Origin of the sequence: Streptomyces sp. PCS3-D2 (genome assembly GCF_000612545.2) — a bacterium.
GTDB lineage: Bacteria > Actinomycetota > Actinomycetes > Streptomycetales > Streptomycetaceae > Streptomyces.
Genome location: NZ_CP097800.1, coordinates 3,699,028 through 3,712,067, shown reverse-complemented (window position 1 = coordinate 3,712,067; position 13,040 = coordinate 3,699,028). Strand labels below are relative to the sequence as shown.

Annotated in this window: 14 protein-coding genes; 4 read left to right on the top strand and 10 right to left on the bottom strand. The window is 73.2% G+C overall.

The features are described from left to right. Nucleotides 1–24 precede the first annotated feature (24 nt). Nucleotides 25–1,431, bottom strand: a complete 1,407-nt coding sequence (locus tag AW27_RS16125) for a VWA domain-containing protein (RefSeq protein WP_304949876.1) — start codon at nucleotides 1,429–1,431, stop codon at nucleotides 25–27. Between the two features lie 294 nt (nucleotides 1,432–1,725). Here AW27_RS16125 and AW27_RS16120 point away from each other — a divergent pair, with 294 nt between their 5' ends. Then, nucleotides 1,726–3,813, top strand: a complete 2,088-nt coding sequence (locus AW27_RS16120) for a PhoX family protein (protein WP_037920640.1) — start codon at nucleotides 1,726–1,728, stop codon at nucleotides 3,811–3,813. A gap of 55 nt (nucleotides 3,814–3,868) precedes the next feature. Here the strand turns inward: AW27_RS16120 and AW27_RS16115 are convergent, their stop codons facing one another. The 4 genes from AW27_RS16115 to AW27_RS16100 form a co-directional block, all read right to left on the bottom strand. Beyond that, nucleotides 3,869–5,137: a sensor histidine kinase gene (locus tag AW27_RS16115; protein WP_037920642.1), complete on the bottom strand. Its 1,269-nt coding sequence runs from the start codon at nucleotides 5,135–5,137 to the stop codon at nucleotides 3,869–3,871. After that, a complete protein-coding gene (locus tag AW27_RS16110) occupies nucleotides 5,125–5,817 on the bottom strand; it encodes a hypothetical protein (protein WP_037920645.1) in 693 nt (230 codons plus the stop codon). Before AW27_RS16110 ends, AW27_RS16115 begins: the two co-directional genes overlap by 13 nt. Before the next feature lie 37 nt (nucleotides 5,818–5,854). After that, entirely contained in the window at nucleotides 5,855–7,849 is a 1,995-nt protein-coding gene (locus AW27_RS16105; protein ID WP_078556299.1) for an FUSC family protein, read from the bottom strand. A gap of 80 nt (nucleotides 7,850–7,929) precedes the next feature. Next, on the bottom strand, nucleotides 7,930–8,757 hold the full coding sequence (locus AW27_RS16100; protein WP_037920647.1) for a hypothetical protein: 828 nt from the start codon (nucleotides 8,755–8,757) through the stop codon (nucleotides 7,930–7,932). 125 nt (nucleotides 8,758–8,882) lie between these two features. Between AW27_RS16100 and AW27_RS16095 the strand changes: the two genes are divergently transcribed. The 3 genes from AW27_RS16095 (at nucleotide 8,883) to AW27_RS16085 (ending at nucleotide 10,296) form a co-directional block, all read left to right on the top strand. Continuing rightward, a complete protein-coding gene (locus AW27_RS16095) occupies nucleotides 8,883–9,365 on the top strand; it encodes an RrF2 family transcriptional regulator (RefSeq protein WP_172671308.1) in 483 nt (160 codons plus the stop codon). A 61-nt stretch (nucleotides 9,366–9,426) separates the two neighbouring features. Then, complete coding sequence (locus tag AW27_RS16090) at nucleotides 9,427–9,825, top strand: RidA family protein (protein ID WP_037920652.1); 399 nt, start codon at nucleotides 9,427–9,429, stop codon at nucleotides 9,823–9,825. A gap of 66 nt (nucleotides 9,826–9,891) precedes the next feature. Next, nucleotides 9,892–10,296 (top strand): hypothetical protein, encoded by a 405-nt coding sequence (locus AW27_RS16085; RefSeq protein ID WP_037920654.1) that lies wholly within the window; start codon nucleotides 9,892–9,894, stop codon nucleotides 10,294–10,296. 97 nt (nucleotides 10,297–10,393) lie between these two features. On the opposite strand, the gene AW27_RS16080 is transcribed toward AW27_RS16085, so the two are convergent. The 5 genes from AW27_RS16080 to AW27_RS16060 all read right to left on the bottom strand — a co-directional run bounded on the left by AW27_RS16080 (nucleotide 10,394) and on the right by AW27_RS16060 (nucleotide 13,004). Continuing rightward, complete coding sequence (locus tag AW27_RS16080) at nucleotides 10,394–10,624, bottom strand: hypothetical protein (RefSeq protein ID WP_037920656.1); 231 nt, start codon at nucleotides 10,622–10,624, stop codon at nucleotides 10,394–10,396. Nucleotides 10,625–10,679: 55 nt separating this feature from the next. Further along, on the bottom strand, nucleotides 10,680–11,057 hold the full coding sequence (locus AW27_RS16075; protein WP_037920658.1) for a hypothetical protein: 378 nt from the start codon (nucleotides 11,055–11,057) through the stop codon (nucleotides 10,680–10,682). Nucleotides 11,058–11,160: 103 nt separating this feature from the next. Beyond that, nucleotides 11,161–11,760, bottom strand: a complete 600-nt coding sequence (locus tag AW27_RS16070) for a class F sortase (RefSeq protein ID WP_052030362.1) — start codon at nucleotides 11,758–11,760, stop codon at nucleotides 11,161–11,163. Between the two features lie 231 nt (nucleotides 11,761–11,991). Beyond that, nucleotides 11,992–12,234, bottom strand: a complete 243-nt coding sequence (locus tag AW27_RS16065) for a hypothetical protein (protein ID WP_037920661.1) — start codon at nucleotides 12,232–12,234, stop codon at nucleotides 11,992–11,994. A 20-nt stretch (nucleotides 12,235–12,254) separates the two neighbouring features. Next, the gene (locus tag AW27_RS16060; RefSeq protein WP_037920663.1) at nucleotides 12,255–13,004 is read right to left on the bottom strand and encodes a CbtA family protein; all 750 of its coding nucleotides are present in this window, start codon (nucleotides 13,002–13,004) and stop codon (nucleotides 12,255–12,257) included. Nucleotides 13,005–13,040 lie beyond the last annotated feature (36 nt).

Sequence of the window (13,040 nt, the reverse complement as noted above, 5' to 3'; positions counted from 1 at the left end):
TGCCCCCGGGCCCTTCCGTTGTGCTCAGAACTTCTCCAGGACGCCCTTGAGGAGGGCCGAGGAGGTCAGCTCGGCGGGGGCGGGACCGGCGTGGAAGAAGCCGGCGTTCTCGGCGTCCAGCTTGCGCAGGAAGTCGAAGGCCTTGGAGTCGTGGTCGCCGAAGGCCACGAACTGCCAGTGGATGCCGGGGGCCCGGGTGGCGGCCTCGGCCAGCGCCTGCCGGGCGGGCTGGCGGTTGTCGGGGGCGCCGTCCGTCTGGAAGACGACCAGGGCCGGGCCCTCGCCGCCGCCCTTGAGGTAGTGCTCCACGACGGCCTCCACGGCCACGTGGTAGCTGGTGCGGCCCATCCGGCCGAGCTCGGCGTGGCGGCCCTCGACCCAGGAGCCGTAGTGGCTGTCGAGGGTCAGGTCGGCGGTGCCGTCCACCTCCGTGGAGAAGAACACGGTGTGCACGGTCGCCTCGTCGTCGAGGTGCGCGGCGAGGGCGAGGGCGTGGTCGGCGAGGTGCTGGGCGCTGCCGTCCTTGTAGAAGCCGCGCATCGAACCGGAGCGGTCGAGGACGAGGTAGACCGTGGCGCGGGCGCCGGCCTTCCCCTTGCCGCGGAGCACCGTTCCGGCGGCCTTGTACGCGGCGGACACCCCGGGCGCCCGCTTCCGCACGACGGCCGCCGCATACGCGGGCCCCGCCTGCGGTTCGGCCTCCGCCGCTGCCGGCGGCGCGTCCGCTGCGGGCTGCTCGGCGTGAGCCTGCGGTTCCGCCTGCGGCGCGGGCGCCTCGGGCTGCTCGTCCTGCGGTTCCGCCGTGACGGGGGCCTGTGCCTGCGCGGCGGCGGCATCGCCATCGCCATCGGCTTCGGCGGTCGCCGGCTCCGCGGGGGCGGTGGTGTCGGGTTGTTCGGTGAGGGGGGCCGGGGCTTCGGCTGCGGGCTGCTCGTTGTGAGCTTCGGCTTCGGCTTCGGCTTCGGCTTCGGCCTGCGGCGCGGGCGCCTCGGTTGCGACCTGCGCCTCGGCGGGTTCCGCCTGCGGCGCGGGCGCCTCGGGCTGCTCGTCCTGCGGTTCCGCCGTGACGGGGGCCTGTGCCTGCGCGGCGGCGGCATCGCCATCGCCATCGGCTTCGGCGGTCGCCGGCTCCGCCGGGGCGGGGGGTTCCTGGTCGGGCTTCGAGGAGGAAGACGGGCGGCGGGCCTCCGGGACCGTGGGGTCCGCTGCCGTGGCGGGGACCGTCAGGACCGTACCGGGCTCCGGGTCCCGCGGCGAGGACTGCGGGGGAACCGTCGGATTGTCGAAGGACGCCGCCACGAGGTCGGCGGCCGCATCCAGAGGGGTGCGTTCCGCCTGGTTCGGGACAGCGGCCGAGGTGGCGTCGGTGGTTTCCGGAACCGGTTCCGCAGACCGTCCGAACACCTTGCGCAACAAGCTCCGAATACCCATGGGCCAGGCCTTTCGCATGAGTGCGTGCGTCATTTGTCCGTGCTGCGCGGTTGATCCCTGCCCAGAGTGGACACGTAAGGTTATCGGCCGCCCGGCTGGATCTTCGGCAGGGGCGCCCTTCGTGGCGCCCGGCTCCCTGAGGTGATCATGCCGCTCCTGAACTGCCGCTCCGACGTGCCGGGTTCACCCATCGTTCATCCCCACGCCGCCGCTTCGGCGCAACCCGGGCCTACCGTCGCGGCTGGATTGTTCCGACACGTTGTCGGCGCCCACGCAGCCACTCGGAGGACACTCGTGCGCAAGCTCCTGCCGTTCATCGGCAACCCGCATGGGAGCGGCCGTTCCGCTCTCACCTGTCGTTACCGCTGTGGTGACGCCTGCTTCCACGAGGTGCCGAACACGAGCGACAACGAGTACGCGGGCGATGTGATAGCCCGCGCCTACTCCCGCCGCGCGATGCTCCGCTCCGCCGCCGTCGTGACGGTCGCCACCGCGGCCGGTTCCGCCGTCGCGCTCAGTGCGTCGGGCCAGACCGCCAGCGCGGCTCCCGTCGCCGACGCCGCGGCCGCCGGTGCGGGCCGGCGCGGCGAAGCCGCCCGCGGCCTGCGCTTCACGTCCGTCGCGCCGAACACCGACGACAAGGTCACCGTCCCCGAGGGCCATGAGCAGAACGTGGTCATCCGCTGGGGCGACCCGATCATCAAGGGCGCCCCGGGCTTCAACGCCGACAAGCAGACCGCCGCTGCACAGGCCGGCCAGTTCGGCTACAACAACGACTTCCTGAGCCTTCTGCCGCTCGGCGGGGGCTACGAACGCCAGCAGCTGCTCGTGGCCAACCACGAGTACACGGACGAAGTCCTGATGTTCAAGGCGTACGATCCGGCCAACCCGACCCGCGAGCAGGTCGAGATCGCCTGGGCCGCGCACGGCCTGTCGGTGGTCGTCGTCCAGGAGGACCACCGCAGCGGCAAGCTGACCGCCGTCTCCCGCCACCAGCTGAACCGCCGCCTGACGGCCACCAGCGAGTTCCGGATGACCGGTCCGGCCGCGGGCAGCGCCCTGCTCAAGACCTCCGTCGACCCGACCGGCACCAAGGTGCTCGGCACCCTCAACAACTGCGCCGGCGGCACCACCCCGTGGGGCACCACGCTCCACGGTGAGGAGAACTTCAACCAGTACTTCGGCAACGCCGGCCAGGTCACCGACCCTGCTGCCGCCGCCCGCCTGAAGCGCTACGGCGTGACCTCCGGCGCCACCGAGCGCAAGTGGGAGCGCTTCGACAAGCGCTTCGACGTGGCCCAGGAGCCCCACGAGTCGCACCGCTTCGGCTGGGTCGTCGAGCTGGACCCGTACGACCCGAACTCCGTCCCGCGCAAGCGCACCGCGCTGGGCCGCTTCAAGCACGAGGCCGCGCAGCCGCGTTTGACCGAGGACGGCCGCCCGGTCGTCTACATGGGCGACGACGAGCGCTTCGACTACTTCTACAAGTTCGTTTCGTCGAAGCAGATGAAGAAGGGCAATTCGCGCGCGGCGAAGGAGCACAACCTCACGCTGCTCGACGAGGGCACGCTCTACGTCGCCAAGCTCACCGGTGACAGCCCGGCCGCTGAGATCGACGGCACCGGCACGATCCCCTCCGACGGCGAGTTCGACGGCTCCGGCGTCTGGATCAAGCTGGCCACCGGCAACGTCTCGCACGTCGAGGGCATGACCGCCGAGGAGGTGTACGTCTTCACGCGCCAGGCCGCCGACAAGGTGGGCGCCACCAAGATGGACCGCCCCGAGGATGTCGAGCCCTCGCCGCGCACCGGCCGCGTCTACATCGCGCTCACCAACAACACCGACCGCGGCAAGCCCGGCAAGGAAGGCGCCACCGAGGCCAACCCGCGCAACCTGAACAAGCACGGCCAGATCCTGGAGCTCGCCGAGAACTTCGACGACCCGGCCGGCGACGGCTTCGCCTGGCGGCTCTTCCTGGTCGCCGGCGACCCGAACGATCCGGCGACCTACTTCGCCGGCTTCCCGAAGGACAAGGTCAGCCCGATTTCCTGCCCCGACAACGTGGCCTTCGACCCGCACGGCAACCTGTGGATCTCCACCGACGGCAACCAGCTCGGCTCCCACGACGGCCTGTTCGGCGTCGCCACCAGCGGTGAACGCCGCGGCGAGCTGAAGCAGTTCCTGACCGTGCCGCGCGGTGCCGAGACCTGCGGCCCGCTGATCCAGGACAAGCGCGTCCTGGTGGCCGTCCAGCACCCGGGCGAGATCGACGGCGCGTCCGTCGAGAAGCCGCAGTCGGTGTGGCCCGACGGTCCCGGCAAGATCGTCCGCCCGGCCGTCGTCTCGGTCTGGCGCAAGGACGGCAAGAACATCGGCGTCTGAGCGGCATCGCCCGTGTGGGGCCCGGTGTTTCACGTGAAACACCGGGCCCGCGCGATCAATCCCCGCCCGGCAGGCGTCCGACGGGGAACCTGAGCGTCGTCAACGCGCCCCCGTCCGGGGCGTTGGCGAAGCTCAGTGTGATCTCCAGGACCGCCGCCTGCCCCGCCACGATCGTCAGCCCCAGACCGTGGCCGCGCCCGCGCCCCGGGTCTCCCGTGCGGAAGCGCTGGGGGCCCTGCTCGATCAGCTCCGGCGGGTAGCCGGGCCCGTGGTCGCGGACCGTGACCACCGGGCCGTCCACGGTCACCTCGATCGGCGGCCTGCCGTGCTTGTGGGCGTTGGCCAGCAGGTTGGCCAGGATCCGGTCGAGGCGCCGCCGGTCGGTGAGCACCGCCGCGTCGCGGATCACCCGTACCGAGACGGCGGGTCCGGCTCCCGCCACGGCCCGTCCCACCGCCCTGCCGAGTTCCACCCGCGCGAGGTCGGCCCGTTCCACGCCCGATTCGAGCCGGGAGATCTCCAGCAGGTCCTCGGTCAGCAGGTGCAGCGCCTTCAGTCGGTCGTTGATCATCTCCTTGGGGCGGCCCTCCGGCAGCAGGGCCGCCGCGGCCAGCGAGCCGGTGAGCGGGGTCCTCAGCTCGTGCGCCACGTCCGCCGTGAAGCGCTTCTCGGCCTCCAGCCGTTCCTGGAGCGACCCGGCCATCAGGTCCAGTGCCTGCGCCACGTCCCGTACCTCGTCCCGGTCCCGGGAGCGGCGGCCCGGCCGCCGGTCGTCCGCGCGGGTGGGGAACCCCACCCGGGCGTCCAGGTCCCCGGCGCTGATCCGGCGGGCCACGGCGGCGGTCTTCGAGAGCCGCCGGCTGATCCGGTCGGCGAGGAAGAGGCCGGCCAGTGCCACCACCCCGGCGGCCAGTGCGGCCGAGGCGAGGATCGCGGCGTCGATGTCCCGCAACCGTTCGCGGGTGTCCCCGAAGGGGATCCACACGGCGAGGGCCTGCTGGTCGGCGGGCGCGGCGGCCCACATGACGGGCTTGCCCCCGTACGCGCCGACCATGCTGCCGGTGTCGCCGCCGGCGACCAGCTCGCGCAGCGGGCGGGGGAGCTGGGGCGGGTCGAGGACGATGTTCACGTCGCCGTGCGTGGTGCCGTACTCGTAGTGGCTGAGGGCGTGCTCCAGGGCCGTGTCCGCGTCCTTGCGGACCTCGCCGACGATCTGCGCCGCGACCACGTTGTGCACCAGCACCCCGAGCACGGCGGCGACCGCGCAGCACACCGCCGTGGTGGTCAGGGCGATCTTCCAGCGGAGGCTGCTCAGCGCGTGCATCGCTGCTCGTCCGTGCCGAGCGGAACGCCGGTGAGGGCGGGGCAGTCGTCGAGGGTGAGCTGGCTGAGGTTCATGAGCCCGCCCTTCGGGTCCCAGACGTAGTCGGCGACGGCGACGTAGGCGGGGTTCGAGGTCGGCTCGCGGACGGCCAGGTGTCCGGCGGCCACCTCCACCCCCTCCAGCACCGCTCGCCGGGACAGGATCCGGGCGATCCTCCCGTCGTCCCGGACGGTGTAGACGCGCAGCTCGCTGAGCCGGCCGTCGATGTCCAGGGCGGTGATCAGCTCCTCCCGGCCGTTGCCCGTCAGATCGTGGAAGACCGCGGGGCGCACCGGGCAGTCGGGGCCGCCGTCCACAGCCTGTGTGCAGAGCGCGAGCCGCTGGGCGGCCCGCTGGTCGACCAGCCGGCCCGTGCCGCCGTCCTCCTCGGTGGCGGAGGTGACGTCGGCGCGTACGACGCCCACCGGGTTCACCGCGCGCATGCTGAGGCCCGGCACCACGGGCAGGCCCGGGACCACGGAGGACGTGCCCGGCTTCGGGGGCGGGTCGGGGCGGATGTCCTTCCACAGGCTCTGCGGGGCGTGCACCGTGCCCAGGTCGCCCTCGCTGTGCAGCCCCTCCACGTCGGCGCACCCCGCCAGGGCCAGAGCGAGGGCCAGGACGGCCGGGGCGCGGTACATGGTCCGATGCTCTCCCGTCCGCCTTCCCCCGGCCCGGTCAGCGCTCCGGCCGGGTGATGGCGCGGGCGGCCGCGAGCTCTTGGTGGACGGGGGCCAGGACGCCCGACTGGTCGCCCTCCGGTTCGCCCTCGACCCGGACCGGGACGGTGCTGCTGCGCACCCGGCCGGCCAGTTCCCGCAGCTGTCGCGCGACGGCCGCCACCTCCTCGGCCGCGGGCGGCGGGGCGCCGTGGTTGACGCGGACCCGGGCGGCGGTGGACGCGTCCACGATCCGCTCGACGGCGACCACCAGCGGCCACCAGGCGGCGGCCCGGGTGCCGGTCGGCGGGGGCTCGGTCAGCGCCCGCTGGAACTCGCTGCGTACGCCCGACAGGTCGCGGTACAGCCGCCGCCGGGCCTGGAGGCGGGTGGTCCTGGCCGCCGCGAGGGCCGCGTCGTCCGCGGCCGGTGCGAAGGCCCGTTCCACGTAACGGGCGGCGTCGTCCACGGTGTCGGCGAGCCGGTCCCCGATGCGGGTGTGCCAGCTCTCCGGCCACAGCAGGTATCCGGCGGTCAGGGTGATGGCGCAGCCGATCAGGCTGTCCAGCAGCCGGGGGCGGATCAGGTCGAAGCCCTGGTGGTTGAGCAGGTCCGAGAGCAGCAGGATCACCGGGGTGATCGCGGCGGTCTGGAAGGCGTAGCCCTTGGCGGAGAAGACCGGGATCAGCGCGCCGAGCACCATCATGACCGGTACGTCCCACCAGCCGCGCGGTACTTCGGCGAGCACGGCGGCGGCGACGACCAGCCCGATCGCGGTGCCGAGGGCGCGCAGCAGGGCCCGGGAGAACACCGAGCCGAAGTCCGGTTTGAGGACGAAGGTGACGGTCAGCGCGATCCAGTAGGACCGTTCGAGCTCGACCACCGACACGAGGGACTGCGCGAGGCCGATGCACAGTGCGAGCCGCAGCCCGTAGCGCCAGGAGGCCTCGGACAGCATCATGTCGCGCACCGCCCGCCGGGTGCGCACGGTCAGCGCGGCGGGGCGGCCGAGGCGGTCGTCCACGTTGTGCGGGTCCGGTTCGGCGAGGTGGACGACCGACGCGGCGTGCCGCAGTGCGGCGTCCACGGCCCGTTCGGCGGGAGTACGGGCTTCGGGCAGGTCGAGCGCGGGTGCTGTGGTGCGGCCCTCCTCGACGGCCGCCGCGAGCTCCCGTACGGCCGCGGGGATCTCGGCAGGCAGCGGCCGCCCGCGCAGGTGGGCGGCGGGTGCGGCCTCCACCAGCGGGATCACCACGTTGAGCTGCGCGAGCATGCGGACGAGCGACGGGCTGCGCCCGTGCACGCGGGCCCGGCGGCCCAGGATCAGGTCATAGGCCCGGTTGAGTTCCCGGGTGACCCGGCGGCGCCGCTCGTCGTAGATGTCGCCGGGGCCGCCGGCGGCTTCCAGGGTGTCCGCCAGGGCCCGGTAGGTGGCGGCGACCGCGGTCCGTTCCGGTCGGCGGCCGTGCAGCGGCCAGCCCAGCAGGGTCAGGACGAGGACGAAGAGCCCGCCCGCGCTCAGCAGCAGCGGGGCGATCCACCAGGGCCGTGGCATCGGGAGACCGGCCCCGACCACGGCGTTGAGCAGGAGCAGCAGACCGGACACGGAGGCGACCGTGCCGATGGAGGAGATCATCCCGGAGAGCAGGGCGATGAGGGTGAGTGCGCCGACGGCCACCCAGCCGTGGCCGTAGACGAGGGTGCCCAGGGCCACGCCGACGGCGCCGAAGACCTGTGGGACGGCGATGTTCAGGACGCGCATCCGGTAGGCGTCGGCGGTGTCGCCGATCACTCCGGAGAGGGCGCCCATGGAGGCGAGCGCGCCGTATTCGGGCTCGTTCAGCGCGAAGCCGACGGCGAGCGGGACGGACAGGGCCACCGCCGCTCGTACGGTGGCGGGCCAGGGGACGGGTGCGGTGGTCGGCTTCAGCCCCTGGAGCAGCCAGTCGGGTGGCGCCAGCGGATGGTGCCGGGCCCGCCGCGGCGCTATGTGTTCGGTGGGTTCGGTGCTCATTCCCGTTTCCGTGCCGCCGCTCGCGAATCGGTTCTTCTGTGTTCTTCTGAGGTGTTCTGCGCGTGTTGTGCCTTCCGAGCTTATGGGGTGCGGCGCAGTCGGCCCGTCACCCAGGCGGACAGCGCCGCCGCCAGTCCGATCAGCAGCACGACCCAGGCGGTGGTCCGCAGGAACGCGGTGAGGGCGTCGTACACCGCGCCGGCCGCGGCGCGGTCGATGTCGGCGGGCAGATCGTCGAGGGTGAGGCGGCGGCACACGTCCACCGTGAGCCACAGCAGGCCGGCCCCGACGGCCAGGCCCAGTCCGGTGGCGATGACGGCGCGCCGCCGCCGGACGGCGACCGCCACGGCCGACACGGCCAGGACCAGGGTCAGTGCCGGGAGCCAGACGCCGGCGATCTGGAGCATGCGGAACCCCTTCCGGAGTGCGCCGAGGTTGTCGTACTCCATGACTTCCACGGACAGCCGCGTCACCGGGATGCGGTCCGCGAAGGGCACCTGGTCGGCCACGAGTTCGCTCTTGATCCGCTCGACGACCGGCGCGAGGTCGATGGTGACGGCGTTGCCGCGGCCCGTGGTGAGGGCGTGGAGGAAGGCGGCGTGTGCGGCGCGGTTGGCCGCGTCCCAGGCCGTCCGGTAGGCGGGGGTGTCGGCGAAGGAGTGCAGGGCTTCGTCGAGCAGGGCATCGACGCCGGCCTGGAAGGGGCCGGCGTCGATCTGCCCGGTGAGGGCACGGGCGGTGTGCGTGACGACGACCTCCTGTACGGCCGGATTCTCCGCGAGGGGGGACATGGCCGCGGTGTAGCGGTCCGCGTCGCCCAGCTCACGGTCGGCCCAGTACGCCACGGCGCTCGCGGGCACGAGGAGTGCCACGAGCACGATGAGGACCGCCGACAGGATGGTGCGCACGTCACCAGGGAAAACGGGGACGGGCGGCGGCGCGAGTGGTGTTGCTGCGGGCGGGTGGTGGGCCACCGGACGGCGCGGGACCCTTGCCTTCGCTATTCTGGATATCTAATATCCAGAATATGAGGATGAGTGAGGGCGTCGAGTGGGCGCTGCACAGCTGCGTCAACCTGGCCTGGAGCGGACCGGACCGCGCGGTCTCGGCGGCGCGCCTCGCCGCCTGGCACGACCTGCCCACGGCCTACCTCAACAAGCAGCTGCAGGCGCTGGTCCGGGCGGGCATCCTCACCTCCAGCCCCGGTCCGCGCGGCGGCTTCCAATTGGCCCGCCCGCTGGCCGCCGTCTCGCTCATGGACGTGGTCGCCGCAGTCGAGGGGCCCGAGGAGGCCTTCCGGTGCGCGGAGATCCGTAGGCAGGGACCCGGCGCGGGCGAACCGGCGCCGGAGGGCGCGGCCGCCGCCGACTGCGCCATCGCGCACGCCATGACCCGGGCCGAACTGGCCTGGCGCAAGGCCCTCGCGGCCCAGAACCTCGACGAGATCCGGCAGCAGGCCGAGCGGCAGGCCCCCGAGGCCCCTCAGCGGCTCCGCGCCTGGCTCGCCGCGCAGTGACAGCAGTGACAGCAGTGACAGCAGGCGCAGCACGTACGGACACGGAAGCAGGGAGCTCGGCATGACGCGCAGCATCATCAACCCGGCGGGACTTCACACCCCGACCGGCTTCGGCTACAGCCACATCGTCTCCGCCCCCGGCGAGCAGGTCTTCATAGCCGGCCAGTACGGCTCCGACGAGAGCGGCCACGTCGTCTCCGACGACTTCGCCGAGCAGGTGGAACGGGCCTTCGCCCACCTCCGCACCGCCCTCGCCGCGGTCGACCTCGGTCCTGCCGACGTGGTCCGCATCGGCACCTACGTCGTCGACCACGACCAGCGGAAGCTGGAGGTGCTCCTGAAGCACCTGCACGCGACCTGGGGCACCGAGCTTCCCGCGCAGACCCTCATCGGGGTCGCCGCCCTGGCCCTGCCCGGCATGCTCTTCGAGATCGACGCCGTGGCGGTGCGCACGCCCTGACCACTGATCCACTTGCCGGTCGGAGACGGCGGGTGTGCCCTGGATGATGGGAGAGAGGAGCCCGTCATGGCACATGCGGCACCCGCTGCCCCCCGGCAGCACCGGCAGATGGCGGACATGACCCACCTGAGCAAGGGCGCCTACGTGAGGCCGCTGCTCCTCGGAACGGTCTACGGGGTCTGGTGCGCGTTCATCGACCGTCACCAGGGCCCGGTCACCGCGGCCAACGTCCTCTACGGCATCCTCTGCGGCCTGATCTTCGCGGGCATCATGTTCGTCCTGGCCAGGGTCGGCCCGCAGATGATGCGCGAGCTCCACGCCGCCGCCTACGGAGCCTTCGGCGGCATCGCGGTGGGCTACCTGCACAGCCTCACCAACGAGTCCATCCTCAGCTCCGTGGTGATAGGCCTGGCGGTCGCCGTGGGCGTCGGCGCCACCGCCTTCTACCGCTACTACACGCACGAGGACTGAGCGCGCCCGCACCGCCGGCCCTGCACAGGGGCGCCGGCTCCCCCGCCCCCGACTGCGGGCGGGAGAGCCGGCGCCCCTGCACGTCCGGGCGCGGCCGCTACGCGGCCGAGTCGCCGGCCGCCGTCCTGATGCCCGCCGACCGCGGGGTGACGGTCCGCGGGGTGACGGCCGCCTGCGCGGCGGTGCCCCGCTGCGGATCGCCCTCGTCCTCGACGGACGGGGCCGGGGTCTTCGGCGGAGCGGTCGTCTCGGGCTGGCGGACGGGCGCGAAGCGCGAGACCTCGGCGCGGAGCATGGCGTTCAGTGCGGCGTACGGGTCGATGGGCATGGCGGAACCTCGCGGTGCTCGGAGGGTGGGGGGACGCGCTGGGGGCTCGGCCCGCTCAGCAGCGCAGCACCACACTCCGCACGGTCCGCAGGGACAGGTCCGGTTCGGCCACCCCCGTGCGGGGGCCGCGCCCCGGGAGGCCGCCCTGTTTCACGTGAAACACCGCGAGCGGGATCCGCTGGGCGTAGGCGGCCCCGCGCGCTGCCGACCGTACGGCGGCGCGTGCCTCCGGATCCGCTGCGGGATCGGACGGACCCTCCACGGGTTCGCCGGGCTCGCCGGGAGCCGCTGGTTCCACGGGGGCCGATGACGCGGGGCGGTGTTCCGCCGGGTCCGCGCCGGCCGGACCCGCACCGAACACGCACAGCAGCACGACGCAGGCCGCGGTGAGCGCCCTCGTCAGCCCCGTGTGTGCGTGTCGCCTCCAGGTCATGCGAGGGGTGTGCCCCGCCGCGCCGGAAGACTCCCGGACGGACCCCGATAAGCGCCCGACCGGAGGACGAAGACACCTCCCTCGGCTGACAGTCCGCCAGACCTCAGCTGCTGCTGCGGTGACCGGTCAGCCGGGCCAGTACGGCGGTCTCCCCGCCGATCAGCCGCAGTTGGGCACGGTCGGGAGTCTCCGGCGGCCCGGACGCCCTGCCGGGGGAGATCCGTACGACGGTGAACACGGCCGTACGGCGGTCCGCGCGCGGGATCTCGATCGTCCGGCCCCGGCGCAACTCCCCCAGCCGCAGACCGGTTCCGGTGACCACGGCGGTCCCGGCGGCACCCGGCGTCGGACCGGAGGAGTCCCAGGACGCCTCCTCGCCGTCGTCGCCCAACGGCACGTCGACGCCCAGGCTCGGGATGCGCAGCCGCAGGGGGCGGGCCGCGCGCAGTGGGCCGGAGACCGTCCTCAGCGGCCCGGCCGCGGCCCCTTGCGGTCGGGGCGCCCTCGCGCGGTCGCTCTCGCCGGACTGTTCCAGCTCCCGCACCAGGCGGCGGTGGCCGGACAGTCCCAGCGCCCGTGAGGGCAGTGCGTCGTCGGTGACCGCGGCCGCGGGCGCGGCGCCCTCGGTCCGCTGCAACACCACCACGGTGGTACACAGCAGAGCCACCGTCAGAGACGCGACGACCCACTTGGCGCGGGGCATGGCATTCCCTCCTGTCCGGCTCGTGCGGCCGGGTCATGTGAGCAGTGGACACTTCCTCTGCCCATCGGCACACCGTGAAACACGAGGGACTGACGCGCAGTCACGGGCGTGTCTTCGCGCGAACGGGGAGTTTGCGCAGCTCGCGCCGGTTCGGTCCACCGTCGGCCGGGGGTGGCGCGGATTCGTCCCAACGGGTGAGGGGCGAGGTGGCCGGAGGTGACGCCCGGGGTGTCACATGACGACGGCCGCCGTGCCCGCCCCCATGAACGCGGCGGCCAGGTGCACGGCCGGATGGCCGTAGTCGCCGTACCAGAGGTGGCGGGCCAGGCCGCCGAGCGCGGCCAGGGCGGCGATGATGCCGATCTGGCCGAACAGGGTGACGGCGCAGCAGGGGGCCAGGAGCAGCAGGAAGGAGTTCAGCCAGAAGGGTGCGGCACCCGTCCAGCCCCGCCACTCCCTGATCGCCGTCGCCATGGACTATCGGCCTTTCATCGTCAATTCGTCGGCTGCACAGCCTCCTTGGGTGCGGAAGCGGGCACAAGGGCCCGGTCGGCTAGAAAACCGAAGGCCAGGCCGAAAGTCGTCCACAACGTGCTCTGGACGGCCAGGGACGCGAGGCGGAACTCCCAGAGCAGTGCGGCGGGGAACCCGGCCGGGACCTCGCTCACACCGGGCAGGACGGCGTACGAGATGCCGATGAGCAGGGCGAAGGCCGCACCGGCGGCGACCGACGCGTTCCCGTTCCCGAGCCCGGGCGCGAGCCGGCGCCCGAGGATGACCGCTGCCGCCGCCAGCAACGCGCTCAGGACGATCATCAGGAGGTAGAGGGCGGTCCGCCGGGCAGCGGTGGCGGGGTCTCCGACGGCCGGGGGGTTGGCGGGGTACTTGAAGAAGGGGACCAGGGTCACGACGACGAACAGGCCCGCGGTGACCAGGGCCGCCGTGGCCCGCGGGCCGAAGCGGCCGATGCGGCCGAGCGCGAAGCAGTACACGAGCGCGGCGAGACCGCCGAGCGCGACGCCGTAGAGCACGACGCCGGTACCGAGACCGGCCGTGGCCTGGAGGGCCCGGCTGACGGGAGCCTCCCCGCCGTGGTCGTGTCCGGCCGCGGCCTCTTCGACGGCGATGGCCGCGTCCACCGCGGACTCGCCCAGGAGGTACGCGACGAGGAAGGCGGCCGTGCCGGCCAGCAGGCCGGCGAGCATGCCGCGGACGAGCAGGGTGCGGGGTGATGCGGAATTCATGTTCGATTCCCTTGCTGAGACGGATCCCTTGCCGAG

Bases quoted from the DNA above. Each gene is read 5' to 3' on its own strand.
- AW27_RS16065 (WP_037920661.1), bottom strand. From the start codon at position 12,234: ATGGCGACGGCGATCAGGGAGTGGCGGGGCTGGACGGGTGCCGCACCC.
- AW27_RS16115 (WP_037920642.1), bottom strand. From the start codon at position 5,137: ATGCACGCGCTGAGCAGCCTCCGCTGGAAGATCGCCCTGACCACCACG.
- AW27_RS16095 (WP_172671308.1), top strand. From the start codon at position 8,883: ATGAGTGAGGGCGTCGAGTGGGCGCTGCACAGCTGCGTCAACCTGGCC.
- AW27_RS16090 (WP_037920652.1), top strand. From the start codon at position 9,427: ATGACGCGCAGCATCATCAACCCGGCGGGACTTCACACCCCGACCGGC.
- AW27_RS16110 (WP_037920645.1), bottom strand. From the start codon at position 5,817: ATGTACCGCGCCCCGGCCGTCCTGGCCCTCGCTCTGGCCCTGGCGGGG.
- AW27_RS16060 (WP_037920663.1), bottom strand. From the start codon at position 13,004: ATGAATTCCGCATCACCCCGCACCCTGCTCGTCCGCGGCATGCTCGCC.
- AW27_RS16125 (WP_304949876.1), bottom strand. From the start codon at position 1,431: ATGGGTATTCGGAGCTTGTTGCGCAAGGTGTTCGGACGGTCTGCGGAA.
- AW27_RS16085 (WP_037920654.1), top strand. From the start codon at position 9,892: ATGGCACATGCGGCACCCGCTGCCCCCCGGCAGCACCGGCAGATGGCG.
- AW27_RS16080 (WP_037920656.1), bottom strand. From the start codon at position 10,624: ATGCCCATCGACCCGTACGCCGCACTGAACGCCATGCTCCGCGCCGAG.
- AW27_RS16105 (WP_078556299.1), bottom strand. From the start codon at position 7,849: ATGAGCACCGAACCCACCGAACACATAGCGCCGCGGCGGGCCCGGCAC.
- AW27_RS16070 (WP_052030362.1), bottom strand. From the start codon at position 11,760: ATGCCCCGCGCCAAGTGGGTCGTCGCGTCTCTGACGGTGGCTCTGCTG.
- AW27_RS16075 (WP_037920658.1), bottom strand. From the start codon at position 11,057: ATGACCTGGAGGCGACACGCACACACGGGGCTGACGAGGGCGCTCACC.